Source organism: Variovorax sp. J2L1-78, assembly GCF_030317205.1.
GTDB lineage: Bacteria > Pseudomonadota > Gammaproteobacteria > Burkholderiales > Burkholderiaceae_C > Variovorax > Variovorax arabinosiphilus.
Genome location: NZ_JASZYB010000001.1, coordinates 2,789,733 through 2,805,530 on the forward strand (window position 1 = coordinate 2,789,733; position 15,798 = coordinate 2,805,530).

14 protein-coding genes are annotated in these 15,798 nt (G+C 68.6%); 7 read left to right on the top strand and 7 right to left on the bottom strand.

The annotated features are described in order from the left end of the window. Positions 1–26 precede the first annotated feature (26 nt). Together QTH86_RS13320 and QTH86_RS13325 are read right to left on the bottom strand one after the other, a co-directional pair. The gene (locus QTH86_RS13320) at positions 27–290 is read right to left on the bottom strand and encodes a hypothetical protein (protein WP_286649194.1); all 264 of its coding nucleotides are present in this window, start codon (positions 288–290) and stop codon (positions 27–29) included. Positions 291–400: 110 nt separating this feature from the next. Continuing rightward, positions 401–1,300 (bottom strand): LysR family transcriptional regulator, encoded by a 900-nt coding sequence (locus tag QTH86_RS13325; RefSeq protein WP_286649195.1) that lies wholly within the window; start codon positions 1,298–1,300, stop codon positions 401–403. Between the two features lie 103 nt (positions 1,301–1,403). Between QTH86_RS13325 and QTH86_RS13330 the strand changes: the two genes are divergently transcribed. After that, positions 1,404–2,276: an aldo/keto reductase family oxidoreductase gene (locus QTH86_RS13330; RefSeq protein WP_286649196.1), complete on the top strand. Its 873-nt coding sequence runs from the start codon at positions 1,404–1,406 to the stop codon at positions 2,274–2,276. Here QTH86_RS13330 and QTH86_RS13335 read toward each other — a convergent pair. Genes QTH86_RS13335 through QTH86_RS13350 form a run of 4 tightly spaced genes read right to left on the bottom strand, consistent with a single transcriptional unit; the run spans position 2,227 to position 8,769 of the window. Further along, positions 2,227–2,901: a TetR family transcriptional regulator gene (locus QTH86_RS13335; protein ID WP_286649197.1), complete on the bottom strand. Its 675-nt coding sequence runs from the start codon at positions 2,899–2,901 to the stop codon at positions 2,227–2,229. The two genes, QTH86_RS13330 and QTH86_RS13335, sit on opposite strands and share 50 nt — an antisense overlap. 41 nt (positions 2,902–2,942) lie before the next feature. Further along, positions 2,943–4,397 carry an AdeC/AdeK/OprM family multidrug efflux complex outer membrane factor gene (gene adeC, locus QTH86_RS13340; protein WP_286649198.1) on the bottom strand — a complete coding sequence of 485 codons (1,455 nt, stop codon included), beginning with the start codon at positions 4,395–4,397 and terminating at the stop codon, positions 2,943–2,945. A gap of 1 nt (position 4,398) precedes the next feature. Beyond that, on the bottom strand, positions 4,399–7,569 hold the full coding sequence (locus QTH86_RS13345) for an efflux RND transporter permease subunit (RefSeq protein ID WP_286649199.1): 3,171 nt from the start codon (positions 7,567–7,569) through the stop codon (positions 4,399–4,401). A gap of 18 nt (positions 7,570–7,587) precedes the next feature. Continuing rightward, complete coding sequence (locus QTH86_RS13350; protein WP_286649200.1) at positions 7,588–8,769, bottom strand: efflux RND transporter periplasmic adaptor subunit; 1,182 nt, start codon at positions 8,767–8,769, stop codon at positions 7,588–7,590. A gap of 147 nt (positions 8,770–8,916) precedes the next feature. On the opposite strand from QTH86_RS13350, the gene QTH86_RS13355 reads away from it, so the two are divergent. After that, complete coding sequence (locus QTH86_RS13355; protein WP_286649201.1) at positions 8,917–9,546, top strand: TetR/AcrR family transcriptional regulator; 630 nt, start codon at positions 8,917–8,919, stop codon at positions 9,544–9,546. A 134-nt stretch (positions 9,547–9,680) separates the two neighbouring features. Continuing rightward, complete coding sequence (speB, locus tag QTH86_RS13360) at positions 9,681–10,670, top strand: agmatinase (RefSeq protein ID WP_286649202.1); 990 nt, start codon at positions 9,681–9,683, stop codon at positions 10,668–10,670. Between the two features lie 33 nt (positions 10,671–10,703). On the opposite strand, the gene gcvA is transcribed toward speB, so the two are convergent. Then, on the bottom strand, positions 10,704–11,618 hold the full coding sequence (gcvA, locus tag QTH86_RS13365; protein WP_286649203.1) for a transcriptional regulator GcvA: 915 nt from the start codon (positions 11,616–11,618) through the stop codon (positions 10,704–10,706). Positions 11,619–11,810: 192 nt separating this feature from the next. On the opposite strand from gcvA, the gene argH reads away from it, so the two are divergent. The 4 genes from argH to QTH86_RS13385 are packed head-to-tail and all read left to right on the top strand — an operon-like array spanning position 11,811 to position 15,786. Continuing rightward, entirely contained in the window at positions 11,811–13,253 is a 1,443-nt protein-coding gene (argH, locus tag QTH86_RS13370) for an argininosuccinate lyase (RefSeq protein ID WP_286649204.1), read from the top strand. Next, the gene (locus QTH86_RS13375) at positions 13,247–14,113 is read left to right on the top strand and encodes an amino acid ABC transporter permease (RefSeq protein ID WP_286649205.1); all 867 of its coding nucleotides are present in this window, start codon (positions 13,247–13,249) and stop codon (positions 14,111–14,113) included. The genes argH and QTH86_RS13375 overlap by 7 nt, the downstream gene beginning before the upstream one ends. Positions 14,114–14,142: 29 nt before the next feature. Next, complete coding sequence (locus QTH86_RS13380) at positions 14,143–14,907, top strand: amino acid ABC transporter ATP-binding protein (RefSeq protein WP_286649206.1); 765 nt, start codon at positions 14,143–14,145, stop codon at positions 14,905–14,907. A gap of 39 nt (positions 14,908–14,946) precedes the next feature. After that, positions 14,947–15,786, top strand: coding sequence for an ABC transporter substrate-binding protein (locus tag QTH86_RS13385; protein ID WP_286649207.1), 840 nt, complete (start codon positions 14,947–14,949; stop codon positions 15,784–15,786). Positions 15,787–15,798 lie beyond the last annotated feature (12 nt).

Sequence of the window (15,798 nt, forward strand, 5' to 3'; positions counted from 1 at the left end):
TCATTCTGCGGCCGGCATCGCTGCCGCTATCGCTTGTCCTTCACCCCTTCGGCGACCTGCGTCGCGTCGGTGCCCTGACCATCGCCCGCCTCGCCCGAACCCGGGTAGTCGCGGGCCTTGTGCTGTTCGCGGCCCATGCGGCTTCCGTCCATCGGGTCGTCCTGGCCGATGGCGCGGTTCTGCTCGATGTTCCGGCCGGAGGCAGGTCCGCGGTCGCCTGCGCGGGCTTCGTTCATGTCCTTTGCCGTCGTGGGTGCGGGAAGCGTCGTCTTGTCGGAGCTCGATGTCATGGCAGATCCTTTTCGTTCGGGTTGGATGCTCACGACCTTGACCAGACCTCGCGCGACCTCCAGCCGGAGAACAGGGCGTGCGCACGTAGGCAGGGCTCACCGGTCGGTTGTCAGTGTTCCATCTCCCGCACGAAGTCGACCAACGCCCGCAGCGGTGCCGGCAGGTGCTGTCGTCCCGAGAAGTAAAGGAACGGCCCCGAGAAGCTCGGCCACCATGGCTCCAACACGGGTTCCAGTTCGCCGCGATCGATGAATGGACGCAACCAATCCTCGAAGAGGTAGATGACGCCGCTGCCCGCCACAGCCGCGTCGACGGCGAGGTCGACGGTCGCGCCCAGGCCGACGATCAGCGGCCCGGTCGTGTCGACCTTGACCGATTCGCCGTCGCGCTCGAACTCCCATGCCGGCATCGCCCCGCTCGCGAAGCGTCCGCGCAGGCAGTCGTGGCCGAGCAGTTCGCGCGGATGCGCGAGGCGGCCGCGGCGATCGAGGTAGGCCGGCGATGCGGCGGCCGCGAAGCGCTGCACGCGCGGGCCGATGGGCACGGCGACCATGTCCTGCTCGAGCCGCTCTTCATAGCGGATGCCCGCGTCGGCCCCTTCGGCCAGCACGTCGACGAAGCGGTCTTCCGCGATCACCTCGAGGCAGATGTCGGGGTACTTCGCGAGAAAGGGCGGCACGATGCGCGGCAACACCAGCCGCGAGGCGCTCACCGGCACGTTGAGCCGCAGGCGGCCCGCCGGCTGGTCGCGAAAGCCGTTGACCACGTCCAGCGCCGCGTGCACCTCGCCGAGCGCGGGCGCGAGCCGCTCCAGCAGGCGCGCGCCGGCATCGGTCGGCGCCACGCTGCGGGTGGTGCGATGCAGCAGCCGAACCCCCAGCCGGGTTTCGAGCCGACGGACCGCATCGCTCAGGCGCGAGGCGCTGGTGCCGGCCACGCGCGCGGCGTTGCGGAAGCCACCCTCGCGGGCGACGGCCAGGAAGGCGGTGAGGTCTGCCAGATCGTCCATGGACTGTCCTGATTTCTGCACGGCCTGTGCAGATTGCAGTGGATTGTCGCGCAGTGCCTGCGCTCCTAGATTCATGACACACCACTTCCCGAAGGACCACACCATGACCCGCATCGCTTCCGCCGGCACCTACCGCCTGGGCACCCGCACCGTGAATCGCCTGGGCTACGGCGCCATGCAACTCGCCGGCCCCGGCGTGTTCGGCCCGCCCAAGGACACCCCCGCCGCGCTCGCCGTGCTGCGCGAAGCCATGGCCCTCGGCATCAACCACCTCGACACCAGCGACTTCTACGGGCCGCACATCACCAACCAGCTCATCCGCGAGGCGCTGCATCCCTACCGCGACGACCTGGTCATCGTCACCAAGGTCGGCGCCATGCGCGGCGACGACGCCTCGTGGCAGCCCGCCTTCTCCGCAGCGGACCTGGAACGCGCGGTACACGACAACCTGCGCCACCTCGGCCTGGACGTGCTCGACGTGGTGAACCTGCGCGCGATGTTCGACGTGCACGGCCCGGCCGAAGGCTCGATCGAGGCGCCGCTGACGGCGCTGGCCGAACTGCAGCGCCGCGGCCTGATCCGGCACATCGGGCTGAGCAATGTCACGCCGGCGCAGATCGAACAGGGCCGCCGCATCACGCCGATCGTCTGCGTGCAGAACCACTACAACCTCGTGCACCGAGGCGACGACGCCCTGATCGACCAGCTCGCCGCCAGCGGAACCGCCTATGTGCCCTTCTTCCCGCTGGGCGGGTTCACCCCGCTGCAGTCGGGCGCGCTCAACGACGTGGCCGCACGGCTGGGGGCGACGCCGATGCAGGTGGCCCTCGCGTGGCTGCTGCGCCGTTCGCCGAACATCCTGCTCATTCCCGGCACGTCGTCGGTGGCGCATCTCCGGGAGAACCTGGCGAGTGCGGCGCTCGAGCTCAGCGATGAAGACCTGGCGACCCTGAACGGCCTGTCGACGCGTCGCTGAAGCGATCGCCCCCGGCGCTGCCGGCGCCGGCCATGAACAGTTCGAGGCACAGCGGCGAGGCGTTCTGCCGTGCGGCGGCCGCCTCACTCGCATAGTCGGACAGAACGCCGATGCCGACTGCATGCAGGCAGCGTGCGACCGACGCGGGGCGCAGGCCGGCGCGCAGCTGACCGCGGCGGTGCGCGATGGCCATCACGCGACCGAGGCGCCACACGGTCTCGGCCAGGGCGCCTTCCACACGCGCCATGGCTGGCGCAGGCAGCTCCGACTCGACGCCATGGCGCAGCACGATCTTCACGGCGCGCGATTGCCAGGGGTCGGCCATGCAGCGCTCGATCTGCCGGCACAACTGCTCGCGCAACAGTTCGAGCGGCTGCGGATGCGCCTCGTAGGCCGCCACGTCGCCACCGATGTCCAGCGGCCAGCGCACGCCCTCGACGAGCTCGGTCACCAGCGCGGCCTTGTCGGCGAAGTGCCAGTACACGGCGCCGCGCGTGACGCCGGCACGCGCCGCCACGTCTTCCAGACTGGTGGTGCGCACGCCGCCCTCGGCGAAGGCCGCGAGCGCGGCCTCGAGCACGCGGGTACGGGTGCGGTCGGCTTCGGCCTTGGTGTGTCTCACCACGGTGCAAGCTCGGTGGGAGGCGGCGGCATGCGTCGCGTCGATCAAGGCTGCGCGGCGGCGGAAAGCGTCGCCACCGGCGTGCCCGTCGTCTCGACCCAGCCGCCGCCCAGCGTCTTGTAGAAGGTCACGAGGTTGGTGAAGCGCGACAGCCGCGTGCTGATCAGGTTCTGCTGCGCCGTGTAGAGCGAGCGTTGCGAATCGAGCACGCTGAGGTAGCTGTCGACGCCGCGCTTGAAGCGCGCGTCGGACAGGCGGTAGCTGTCGGCCGTGGCATCCACCAGCGCCTGCTGCGCCTTGAGCTGGCGCCCGAGCGTGCTGCGCTGCGCCAATGCGTCGGACACCTCGCGAAAGGCGGTCTGGATCGCCTTCTCGTACTGCGCCACGGTGATGTCGCGCTCGGTCCTGGCGATGTCGAGGTTGGCCTGGTTGGCGCCGCCGTCGAAGATCGGCAACGAGATCTGCGGCGAGAAACTCCAGCTGCCCGAGCCGCCCTTGAACATGTTCGACAGGCTCGCGCTGGAGCTGCCGGCCGAGGCGGTGAGGCTGATGCGCGGGTAGAAGGCGGCGCGCGCGGCGCCGATGTTGGCGTTGGCGGCCTTCAGGTCGCGCTCGGCCTGGAGGATGTCGGGGCGGCGCTGCAGCAGGTCCGACGGCAGGCCGGGCGGGATGCTGGCCAGCGGGTTGGCCGCGGCCGTCGCGCCGTCGGGCAGGCCCTTGGGCAGCAGGTCGTCCGGCAGGTCGGCGCCCACCAGCAGCACGAGCGCATTGCGGTCCTGCGCCACCTGCGCGGTGTACTTCTCGACGTCGACCCGCGCCGTCTCGACGCTGGTCTGCGCCTGCCGCAACGTGAGCGCCGAGGCCACACCCAGGTCGAAGCTGCGCTGGTTGAGCTTGTAGGTGTTGCTCTGGCTGGCGAGCGTGTCCTGCGCGAGCTTGAGCTGGTCCTGGTCGGCGGCCAGGGTGAGCCAGGCCGTCGCGACCTCGGCCACCAGGCTGATCTGCGTGCTGCGGCGCGCCTCGGCGGTGGAGAAGAACTGCTCCAGGGCCTGGGCGTTGAGGCTGCGTACCCGGCCGAACAAGTCGAGCTCGTAGGCACTGAAACCGAGCGTGGCGCTGTAGCTGTGCGAGACGGTCGGCTGGCCGCTGATGGACAGGTCGCCCGGCGTGCGGCTGCCGCTGCCACTGCCGCTGGCGTTGACGGTGGGGAACAGCGCCGCGTCCTGCACACGGTAGGTCGCGCGGGCCTTCTCGATGTTGAGCGCGGCCACGCGCAGGTCGCGGTTGTGGGCCAGCGACAGCTCGATCACGCGCTGCAGCAATGGGTCGGTGAAGACATCGCGCCAGCCGATCTCGGCCACCGGTTTTGTGGCAGTGCCACCGGTGTCGCCGGAGAAGGTGGTCGGCACCGGTGCGGCCGGCTGCTCATAGGTCGGCATCAGGCTGCAGCCGGCAAGGAAGGCGGCGAGCGCCAGGGGAGCCCATGTGAAGCGGGACATGTCAGACACCTTCCGAAGCGGCCGCAGCCGATTGGTCATGGGGGGCCGCCGCGCCCGGCGCGGCCGGCTTGCGCTGGTTGAACAGGCCCACTACGAGGACGAAGAACAGCGGCACGAAGAAGATCGCGAGGACGGTGCCGGACAGCATGCCGCCGATCACCGCCGTGCCCAGCGCGTGCTGCGCACCGGCGCCGGCACCGCTGCCGAGCACCAGGGGCAGCACGCCCAGGATGAAGGCCAGCGAGGTCATCAGGATCGGGCGCAGCCGCATGCGGACGGCCGCCAGCGCCGCGTCGACCAGGCTCATGCCCTCCTCGTACAGATCCTTCGCGAACTCGACGATCAGGATGGCGTTCTTCGACGCCAGGCCGATGGTGGTGAGCAGGCCCACCTGGAAGTACACGTCGTTCATCTTCCAGGTCAGCATCGCCCCGAGCAGCGCGCCGAACACGCCCAGCGGCACGACCATGATCACGGAGAACGGGATCGCCCAGCTCTCGTAGAGCGCGGCCAGGCAGAGGAACACGATCAGGATCGACAGCGCATAGAGCACGCCGGTCTGGCCGCTCGACGCCTTCTCCTGGCGCGACAGGCCGGTCCATTCGTAGCCGATGCCCGGGGGCAGCTTGGCCACCGCGGCCTCGACGATGGCGAGCGCCTCGCCGCTCGATGCCGTGCCCGGCAGGGCCATGCCCAGGATTTCCACCGACGGCACGCCGTTGTAGCGCTCCAGCCGCGGCGAGCCCGACGTCCAGCTCGCCTTGGAGAAGGACGTGAAGGGAACCATGGTGCCGGCGCTGTTGCGCACGTACCAGCGGTCGATGTCCTCCGGCAGCATGCGGTACCTGGCGTCCGCCTGCAGCATCACCTTCTTCACGCGGCCCTTGTCGATGAAGTCGTTGACGTAGCTGCTGCCCCAGGCCGCCGAGAAGGTGTCGTTGATGTCGGCCATCGTCAGGCCCAGCGCGCCGGCCTTGTGCGGGTCGATCTCCAGGCGGAACTCCGGCGTGTCCTCCATGCCGTTGGGCCGCACCGCCACCAGGCGCTTGTCCTTCGACAGTTCGCCCAGCAGCTGGTTGCGCGCCTGCATCAGCGCCGCGTGGCCGAGGTTGCCCCGGTCCTGCAGCATCAGGTCGAAGCCGGTGGCGTTGCCCAGTTCGGCCACGGCCGGCGGCGCGAAGGCGAAGACCTTCGCATCGCGGATCGTCGCGAAGAAGGCGCTGGCCTTGGCCGACACGCCGGTCACGCTCAGCGCGTCGCCCTTGCGTTCGTCCCAGGGCTTGAGCTTGACGAAGGCGAAGCCGGTGTTCTGGCCGCTGCCCGCAAAGCTGAAGCCCGACACGGCGAACACACCGGCGACCGCGTCCTTCTGGTCTTCCAGGAAGTGGTGCTCCACCTGCAGGATCACCTCGTCGGTGCGTGCGGCGGTGGCGCCGGGTGGCAGCTGCATCAGCACGAACATCGTGCCCTGGTCTTCGTCGGGCAGGAAGCCGACCGGCAGTTTCATGAAGCCGAACACCACCGCCGCCAGCAGCACCGCGTAGACGACCATGTAGCGCCAGCCCTTGCCCAGCATGTGGCGCACGACGCCCTGGTAGCGGCCGTTGCCGCGGTCGAAGCTGCGGTTGAACCAGCCGAAGAAGCCGGTGCTCGCCATGGCGTGGCCCTTGGGCACCGGCTTGAGCAGGGTGGCGCACAGCGCCGGCGTGAGCACCAGCGCGACCAGCACCGACAGCGTCATCGCCGACACGATGGTGATCGAGAACTGGCGGTAGATCACGCCGGTCGAGCCGCCGAAGAAGGCCATCGGCACGAACACCGCGGCCAGCACCAGGGCCACGCCGACCAGCGCGCCGGTGATCTGGTCCATCGACTTGCGCGTGGCCTCCTTCGGTGACAGGCCTTCTTCCGTCATGACCCGCTCGACGTTCTCCACCACCACGATGGCGTCGTCCACCAGCAGGCCGATGGCCAGCACCATGGCGAACATCGTCAGCGTGTTGATGGTGTAGCCGAACATCGACAGCACGCCGAAGGTGCCCAGCAGCACCACCGGCACGGCGATGGTCGGGATCAGCGTGGCGCGGAAGTTCTGCAGGAAAAGGTACATCACCAGGAACACCAGCACCACGGCCTCGATCAGGGTGCGCACCACCTCTTCGATCGAGATGCGCACGAAAGGCGTGGTGTCGTAGGGCTTCTGCACCTTCATGCCCTGCGGGAAGAACTTGGCGAGCTCGTCCACGCGGGCGTCGATGGCCTTCACCGTGTCGAGCGCATTGGCACCGGTGGCCAGCTTGATGGCCAGGCCGGCGGCCGGCTTGCCGTTGTAGCGGCCGACGGTCGCGTACGACTCCCGGCCGAGCTCGATGCGGGCGACGTCGCGCAGGCGCACCTGCGAGCCGTCAGTCTGGGTGCGCAGCAGGATGTCTTCGAACTCCTGCGCGGTCTTCAGCCGCGTCTGCGAGGTGATGGTCGCGTTGATCTGCTGGTTGTTCGTCGCGGGCAGGCCGCCGAGCTGGCCGGCCGAGACCTGGGCGTTCTGCGCCGTGATCGCCGTCTTGACGTCGATCGGCGTGAGACTGAAGTTCGCGAGCTTGTCCGGGTCGAGCCAGACGCGCATCGCGTACTGGGCGCCGAACAGCGTGGTGTCGCCGACGCCTTCGACCCGGCTGATCGCGTCCTGCACGTTGGCCGCCACGTAGTCCGACAGGTCGGAGCCGTTCATGCTGCCGTCTTCGGACGTGAAGGCCAGCACGTTCAGGAAGTTGGTCGCCGACTTGGTGACCGTCACGCCCTGCTGCTGCACCTCTTGCGGCAACAGCGGCGTGGCCAGCGAGAGCTTGTTCTGCACCTGCACCTGCGCGGTGTCGGGGTCGGTGCCGTTCCCGAAGGTCAGCGTGATGGTGACCTGGCCCGAGGACTCGCTGGTCGAAGCCATGTAGCTGAGCCGGTCGAGCCCCTTCATCTTCTGCTCGATGACCTGGGTGACGGTGTCCTCCAGCGTCTTGGCGGAGGCCCCGGGGTAAGTGGCGCTGATCGCGACGGCGGGCGGCGCAATGCTCGGGTACTGCGCGATCGGCAGCGTGAAGATCGAGAGGACCCCGGCCAGCATCACGATGATGGCGAGGACCCAGGCGAAGATGGGGCGGTCGATGAAGAAGCGTGCCATGGCGGTCTTTCGCGCGGGTCAGTTCGACGCGCTGGTGGTGGTGGCGGCGGCCGGCTTCGGCGTCCACGCGGTGACTTTCACCTCGGCGCCCGGCCGGGCGCTCTGCTGGCCGTCGACCACGAGCTGGTCGCCCGCCTGGAGGCCGCTGCGCACCAGCCACTGGTCGCCCACGGCGCGGTCGGTCTCGAGCGTGCGGCGCTGCAGCTTGTTGTCGCTGCCCACCACGTAGGCCGTCGGCTTGCCCGCGTTGTCGCGCGACACGGCCTGTTGCGGCACCAGCAGGCCCTGTTCCTTCACGCCTTCCTGCAGCACGGCACGCACGTACATGCCGGGCAGCAGGTCGGCCTTCGGGTTGGGGAACACCGCGCGCAAGGTGATCGCGCCGGTGCTCTGATCGACCGTGACGTCGGAGAACTCGAGCTTCCCCTCCAGCGGGTAGGTGCTGCCGTCTTCCAGCAACAGCTTCACCTTGGCGGCGTTGGTGCCGGCCTGCTGCAGGTCGCCACGGGCCAGGGCCTGCTTCAGGCGCAACAGCGACGCGCTGGGCTGGGTGACGTCGACATAGATCGGGTCGAGCTGCTGGATCGTGGCGAGCGCGGTGGTCTGGCTGGCCGTCACCAACGCGCCCGGCGTGACGCTCGACTTGCCGATGCGCCCCGAGATCGGTGCGTCGACGCGGGCGTACGCGAGGTTGATCCGGCTGGTCTCGACATTGGCCTTGGCAGACGCCACGTCGGCCTCGCCCTGGCCGAGGGAGGCGGCGGCGTCGTCGTAGTCCTGCTGGCTGACCGCCTGGATCGCGACCAGTTCCTTGTACCGGTCCGCCTTCAGCCGCGTCGTCTTCAGGCTGGCCTGCGCCTTGGCCAGCGCGGCCACGTTGCTGTCGTAGGCCGCCTTGTAGGTGGCCGGGTCGATCTGGTAGAGCGCCGCGCCCGCCTTCACGTCGCTGCCCTCCCGGAAATTGCGCGTCTTGACGATCCCGTTGACCTGCGGGCGCACGTCGGCGATCAGGAAAGGAACCGTGCGCCCCGGCAGTTCGGTGCTCAGCGCGACGCGCTGCGGCTGCACCGTGAGCACGCCCACCACGGGGGTACCGGCTGCCGGCGGCGCGCCTCCGGGCGGCTTGCCGCAGGCGGTGAGCAGGCAGGCGGCTGCAAGCGCCGCGATGAGGGTCGAGCTGTAGGTGGCGACAGGACGCATGGCGATCTCCAGGAAAGGCTTCAGGACAAGAGCGGTTCGGCTTTAAACATACCGTACTGTACGGTAATGTAGGTTGACTTGACGACCCCGTCAAGCAATACTGAACACTCTGGTATAGAAATGAGGAGCCAATGAGGAGACCACCCCGTGCGCGTTAGAACCGAATCCAAGCGAGAAGCGATCCTCGAGGCCGCGTCGCAGGTCTTCCTCGAATCAGGCTTCGAAGGCGCGTCGATGGCCGAGATCGCGGCACGCGTGGGCGGCTCGAAGGCGACGCTGTATGGCTACTTCGGCTCGAAGGAAGACCTGTTCGTCGAGGTGATGCACAGCGCAGCCAAGCATCATTTCGAACGCATCTTCGCGGCGCTGGAGAACGACAGCGACGACCTGCCGCTGGCCCTGCAGCGTTTCGGCGAGCGCACGCTGGCCGTGCTCTGCCAGGAGTCGGCCGTCCAGGCACGGCGCGCGATCATCGCGGAATCGGGGCGCAGCGACATCGGGGTGCGCTTCTTCGAAGGGGGCCCGAAGAAGGGCACGGCCGAGCTCGGCCGCTTCCTCGCACTGCAGATGGAAAAGGGCAAGCTGCGACAGAGCGATCCGATCGTCGCCGCCCATCACCTGATGGCGCTGCTGGACTCGGAGACGATCACGCCTCGCCTCTTCGGCATCGAGAAAAAGCTGACGAAGGGATATGTCCGGGAGGCCGTCGGCCGGGCGCTGGAGACCTTCCTGGCCGGCCACCGGCCCTCGGGTGGCGCAGGCAACAAGGGATCGTGAAGGGCTTGCGCTCCATTGCGGGATGACGGGCGCCCCCCCCCCCCGGACGAAATCTAAGCCCGCATGCTGAGTTTTTTGATCCGCGCCATCGGGTGTTCTCCCTAACATCGACCTCATTCATCGAAATGAACGAGATGTCGAACGCCCTCCCCACCACCGACAAGAAGCCCCTGAACCAACCGTTGGGCGGCGACGTCGTACCGCGCTTCGCCGGCATCGCGACGATGATGCGGCTGCCGTTCCAGGAAACGTCCGACGGGCTCGACGCCTGCTTCGTCGGCGTGCCCTTCGACCTCGGCACCTCGAACCGTTCGGGCGCGCGCTTCGGGCCGCGCCAGGTGCGCAGCGAATCGGTGCTGCTGCGCCCCTACAACATGGCGACGCGCGCGGCGCCCTTCGACTCGCTGCAGGTGGCCGACATCGGCGACGTGGCGACCAACGCGTACAACATCTTCGATTCCATCGACCGCATCGAGACCGCCTACGACGCGATCATCGCCAACGGCTGCCGGCCGATCACCATCGGCGGCGACCACACCATCGCCTGGCCGATCCTGCGGGCGATGCACAAGCGCTACGGCCCGATCGGCGTGGTGCACGTCGACGCGCATGCCGATGTCAACGACACGATGGGCGGCGAGAAGATCGCGCACGGCACGCCCTTTCGCCGCGCCGTGGAAGAAGGCCTGCTCGACTGCCAGCGCGTCGTACAGATCGGCCTGCGCGGCACCGGCTACCACGCCGACGACTTCGACTGGTGCCGCCAGCAGGGCTTTCGGGTGGTGCAGGCCGAGGAGTGCTGGCACAAGAGCCTCGCGCCGCTCATGAAGGAAGTGATCGAGCGCGTCGCGGGCCCGTCGGGCGACGCCCCCGTCTACCTGAGCTTCGACATCGACGGGCTCGACCCGTCGTTCGCGCCGGGCACCGGCACGCCGGAGATCGGCGGGCTCACGGTGCAGCAGGGGCTGGAGATCATCCGCGGCCTGCGCGGCCTGAACCTGGTCGGTGCCGACATCGTCGAGATCTCGCCGCCCTACGACCCGCAAGGCACGACCGCCCTGGTCGGCGCCAACCTCGCCTACGAGATGCTGTGCGTCATGCCGGGCGTGGCGTATCGCAGCTGACGGCGGCCGCAGCGCCGCGCCTGCCACGACGCATCACGCGTCGCTGCGCACCTTGCCCGCGATCCATTCGGTGAAGGCCGTCACCAGCGGGCTGTCGCACATCTCCTTGCGGCACACGATGTAGTAGGCGTGCTTGGCCGGCACGCTGCGCTCGAAGAGCCGCACCAGCCGGCCTTCGGCCAGGTCGTCGCCCACCAGCAGGCTGTCGCCCAGCGCGGCGCCCTGCCCGTGCACCGCGGCTTCCATCGCGATGTGCGCGTTGCCCATCTCGGTCATGCGGAAACCCTCGACCGGCACACCGGCACTCAGCAGCCAGCGCGTCCACTCGGTGCCGCCGTCTTCGCACAGCAGTGGATGGCTGCGCAGCTCGTCGACCGAGCGCACGGTCAACTGGCCGTTGATCATGGCCGGGCTGCACACGGGGAACAGCTCCACATGGGTCAGCAGACGCACCTCGCGGTCGGGCCAGATGCCGGTGCCGTAGCGGATGCACAGGTCCACCGACGGCGAATAGACCTCCTTGTCGTCGTTCGACGCGATGATCTTCAACTGCACGTCCGGGTAGGCCGCGAGGAACTCGCCGATGTGCCGCGTCAGCACGCGCGAGCTCAGGCCCACCGGCGTGGACACGACCAGGTTGCCGCCCATCACCGGGTCGCCCAGCTTGGCGGCGGCCGACGCGATCATCTGGAAGGCCGAGCGCACCGACGGCAGCAGCGCCTCACCGTGCGGCGTGAGCTTCAGACGTGTCTTGTTGCGGCTGAAGAGCTGCACGCCCAGCGCCTCTTCGAGCGTGCGCAGCTGATGGCTGACCGCGCTGGGCGTCACATGGAGTTCGTCGGCCGCCTTCACCACCGTCAGGTGCCGCGCGGTGGCGTCGAAAGCGCGCAGCGCGTTCAAGGGCGGCAGCCGGTTCCTTCCGTTCTGTCGCTTCCCGGGTTCAAGCATGGAAATGTTCTTCTGTTTTCGAGGGGGCCGTCACGCATGCAAGGTTCAGGCCACAACCGGTTTTTGCGTGGGTTTCGAGCGTGCGGAGGGGCGAACGATGCTGAGATTTTTGATCGCCCATCCTCGCTTAATTCTCGGTTTCCAGCCCTCGGGTTCATCACTACGATCCGCCCATCTCTACGAAGGTCACGCATGGACGACAACCAAGAAGCAAGCTCGACGAAACGCCTCTGGGGCGCGCGCTTCAAATCGGAACCCTCCGCGGCGCTGAAGGCGCTGTCCCGGTCCGAACCGAGCTTCTTTCGCCTCGCGCCCTACGACCTGGCCGGCTCCCGCGCCCACGCCCGCGAATTGCAGCGCGCCGGTGTGCTCGATGCGAACGAGTTGGCGCAACTGCTGGCCTGTGTCGACGAGGTCGAACACGCCTTCGTCGCCGGTGACCTGCACCCGATCGAAGCCGACGAGGACGTGCACACCTTCCTCGAACGCGTGCTCACGCAGCGGCTCGGCCCTATCGGCGGCAAGCTGCGCGCCGGCCGCTCACGCAACGACCAGGCGGCCAACGACCTGAAGCTGTACCTGCGCGACAAGGCGCGCACGCTGGCCACGGCCATCGGCGACGTGCAGGCCGCGCTGGTGGCACAGGCCGAACAGCACATCGACACGCTCTCCACCGGCTTCACGCACCTGCAGCCGGCACAGCCGATCGTCTTCGCCCACCACCTGATGGCGCATGCCCAGGCCATCGGCCGCAACGTCGACCGGCTCATCGACTGGGACCGGCGCAGTGCCCGCTCGCCCCTGGGCGCTGCGGCGCTGGCCGGCTCGGCCATCTGCCGATCGCCGGAGCTGTCGGCCGCCGAGCTGGGCTACGACGCGTCGTGCGAGAACTCGATCGATGCGGTGGCGGCGCGCGACCACGTGTGCGAGTTCCTCTTCATCACCAGCATGCTGGCGGTGGAACTCTCGCGCCTCTCGGAGGAGGTGGTGCTGTGGTCGTCGCGGCAGTTTCAGTGGGTGGTGCTCGACGACGGCTACTGCACCGGCAGTTCGATCATGCCGCAGAAGAAGAACCCCGACATCGCCGAACTCAGCCGCGGCAAGGCCGGCCGCCTCATCGGCAACCTGGTGAGCATGCTGTCGGCGCTCAAGTCGCTGCCGCTCGCCTACAACCGCGACCTGGCCGAAGACAAGAGCGCGGCCTTTGACAGCATCGACACGCTCTCGCTGGTGCTGCCTGCCATGGCCGGCATGATCCGCACGATGCGCGTCGACGTCGACCAACTGCGCCGCCACGCGCCGCTGGGCTTCACACTCGCCACCGAAGTGGCCGACTGGCTGGCGCTGTCGGGCGTGCCCTTCAGCGAAGCGCACGAGATCACCGGCGCGCTGGTGAAATTCTGCGAGGCGCAGGACATCGAACTCGGTGCGCTGACGCCGGCCATGTTGGCCGAGGTCGATGCGCGCCTGACGCCCGAAGTGTTGAAGCACCTGACGCTCGAAGCGGCCATCGGCGCGCGCACCGGCCAGGGCGGCACCGCACCGGCGCGCGTCGCCGAGCAGATCGCGCGGCTCAAGGCCGTGCTCGACAAGCAGGCCGCCTGGGCCGCCGACTACCGGGGGCCGCGATGCTGAGCGCCGGCGGCAAGGCCCCCGAGGCCTTCACCGACATCTCTCAACTGGAGCATGTGCCACGCCGCTACTGGGGCCGGTACTTCGCCACCGCACTGATCGTGGTCGCGATCCTGTTCGTGCTCAACGCCTTCGCGCGCGGCAAGATCGAATGGTCGTACGTCGGCCGCTTCCTCACGGCGCAGTCGATCCTCACCGGGCTGGTCAACACCATCGTCATGAGCATCCTGGCGATGGCGCTGGGCATCGCGCTCGGCGTGGTCACCGCCGTGATGCGGGTGTCGAGCAACCCGGTGCTCAGCTGGGTGGCGCGCGGCTACGTGTGGCTGTTCCGCGGCACGCCGGTCATCCTGCAACTGCTGCTGTGGTTCAACCTGGCGCTGGTGTTCCCGACGCTCGGCATCCCCGGCCTGTGGGAAGCGAAGACCGTGAACGTGATGACACCCTTCCTCGCCGCGCTGCTGGGCCTGGGCATCAACCAGGGCGCCTACACCTCCGAGGTGGTGCGCGCCGGGCTGCTGTCGGTCGACGTGGGCCAGTACGAAGCGGCCAAGTCCATCGGCATGCCGCGCCTGCTGGCGCTGCGCCGCATCATCCTGCCGCAGGCCATGCGCGTGATCGTGCCGCCGATCGGCAACGAGTTCGTCGGCATGATCAAGCTGACCTCGCTGGCCAGCGTGATCCAGTTCGCCGAGATGCTGCACAGCGCGCAGAACATCTATTACGCCAACGCCCGCGTGATCGAGCTGCTGATCGTCGCCGGCATCTGGTACATCGTGGTGGTGACGGTGCTGTCGCTGCTGCAGTCGCGCGTCGAAGCGCGCTTCGCACGGGGCGCCGGCCGCGCCTCGGCCCGGCAGTGAACGCGATGAAAGCCGCAACGGAAAGCGCCATGGCCCCCATCGTCCGCGCGGTCGACCTGCGCAAGAACTTCGGCGACTTCGCCGCGCTGCAGGGCATCACGCTGGACATCGCCGCCGGCGAGGTGCTCTGCGTCATCGGCCCGTCCGGCTCCGGCAAGAGCACCTTCCTGCGCTGCATCAACCAGCTGGAGACCGTCACCGGCGGCGCGCTGTGGGTCGACGGCGAACTGGTCGGCTACCGGCGTGCGGGCCACAAGCTGCATGCGCTGTCGGAGAACGAAATCGCCCGCCAGCGCCTGAAGACCGGCATGGTGTTCCAGCGCTTCAACCTGTTCCCGCACCTGACGGTGCTGGAGAACGTCACCGAAGGCCCGCTGCGCGTGCAGCGCCGCCCGCGCGACGAGGTCGTCACCGAAGCGCGCGCGCTGCTCGAGCGCGTCGGCCTGGCGCACAAGAGCGACAGCTTCCCCATCGACCTGTCCGGCGGCCAGCAGCAGCGCGTGGCCATCGCCCGCGCGCTCGCCATGCGGCCCAAGCTGATGCTGTTCGACGAGCCCACCTCGGCGCTCGACCCCGAGCTGGTCGGCGAGGTGCTGTCGGTCATGCGCGACCTGGCGACCAGCGGCATGACGATGGTCGTCGTGACCCACGAGCTGGGCTTCGCCCGCGACGTGGCGACCCGCGTGATGTTCATGGACAAGGGCCAGATCGTCGAGACCGGCGTGCCCGCCCAGGTCCTGTCCGACCCGCAGCATCCGCGCACCCGCGAGTTCATTTCCGCCGTCCGCGGCTGAGCCCTCTCTTCACTTTCTTTGACCCACCGGAGCCCCACCATGACCTGCAGCACCATCCCTGTGTCGATCCGCCTCGGCCTTCTCGCCGTGGCCCTGGCCGCCGTCCTGCCCGTCGCGCAGGCCCAGAGCGGACGCGCCAAGGGCGCGCCCATCACGGCCGCCGTGGTGTCCAACTACCCGCCGATGGAGTTCAAGGACCCGGCCACCGGCAAGCTGACCGGCTTCGACATCGACATCGGTGAAGCACTCGCCGCCAAGGCCGGCACCACGATCAAGTGGGAAGAGACCAGCTTCGACCAGATGCTCAGCTCGCTGGCCACCGGCCGCGTCGACATCATCCTGTCGGGCATGACGGACATTCCGGCCCGCCGCGAAGCCGTGAAGTTCATCGACTACCTCAAGACCGGCCCGCAGTTCTACGTCATGAAGGAACGCGCAGCCGACTTCCCCAACATGGCCGCGCTGTGCGGCAAGAAGGTGGGCGCCAGCCGCCGCACCTCCTTCCCCGCCGAGATCACGAAGTGGAGCGACGAGCAGTGCGTGAAAGCCGGCAAGCCGGCCATCGTGGTGACCGGCACCGACGGCTCGGCCGACGCGCGCACGCAGCTGCGCCAGGGCCGGCTCGACGCCGCCGTGCAGGGTGGCGAAACCATGCCCTACATCATGGGCCAGGAGCCCAACACCTACATGACCGTGGGCAAGACCTTCGTCTTCCAGTACGTGGGCCTCGCGACCAACCGCAAGGACGAGGCGATCGCCGCCGAGCTCTCCGCCGCCATGACCAAGCTGATCGCCGACGGCACCTACGCGAAGATCATCGCCAAGTGGGGCCTGGGGGACTTCGCGGTCACCAAGCTGATCATCGACAGCGCCGACTGACCCCTACCAGAC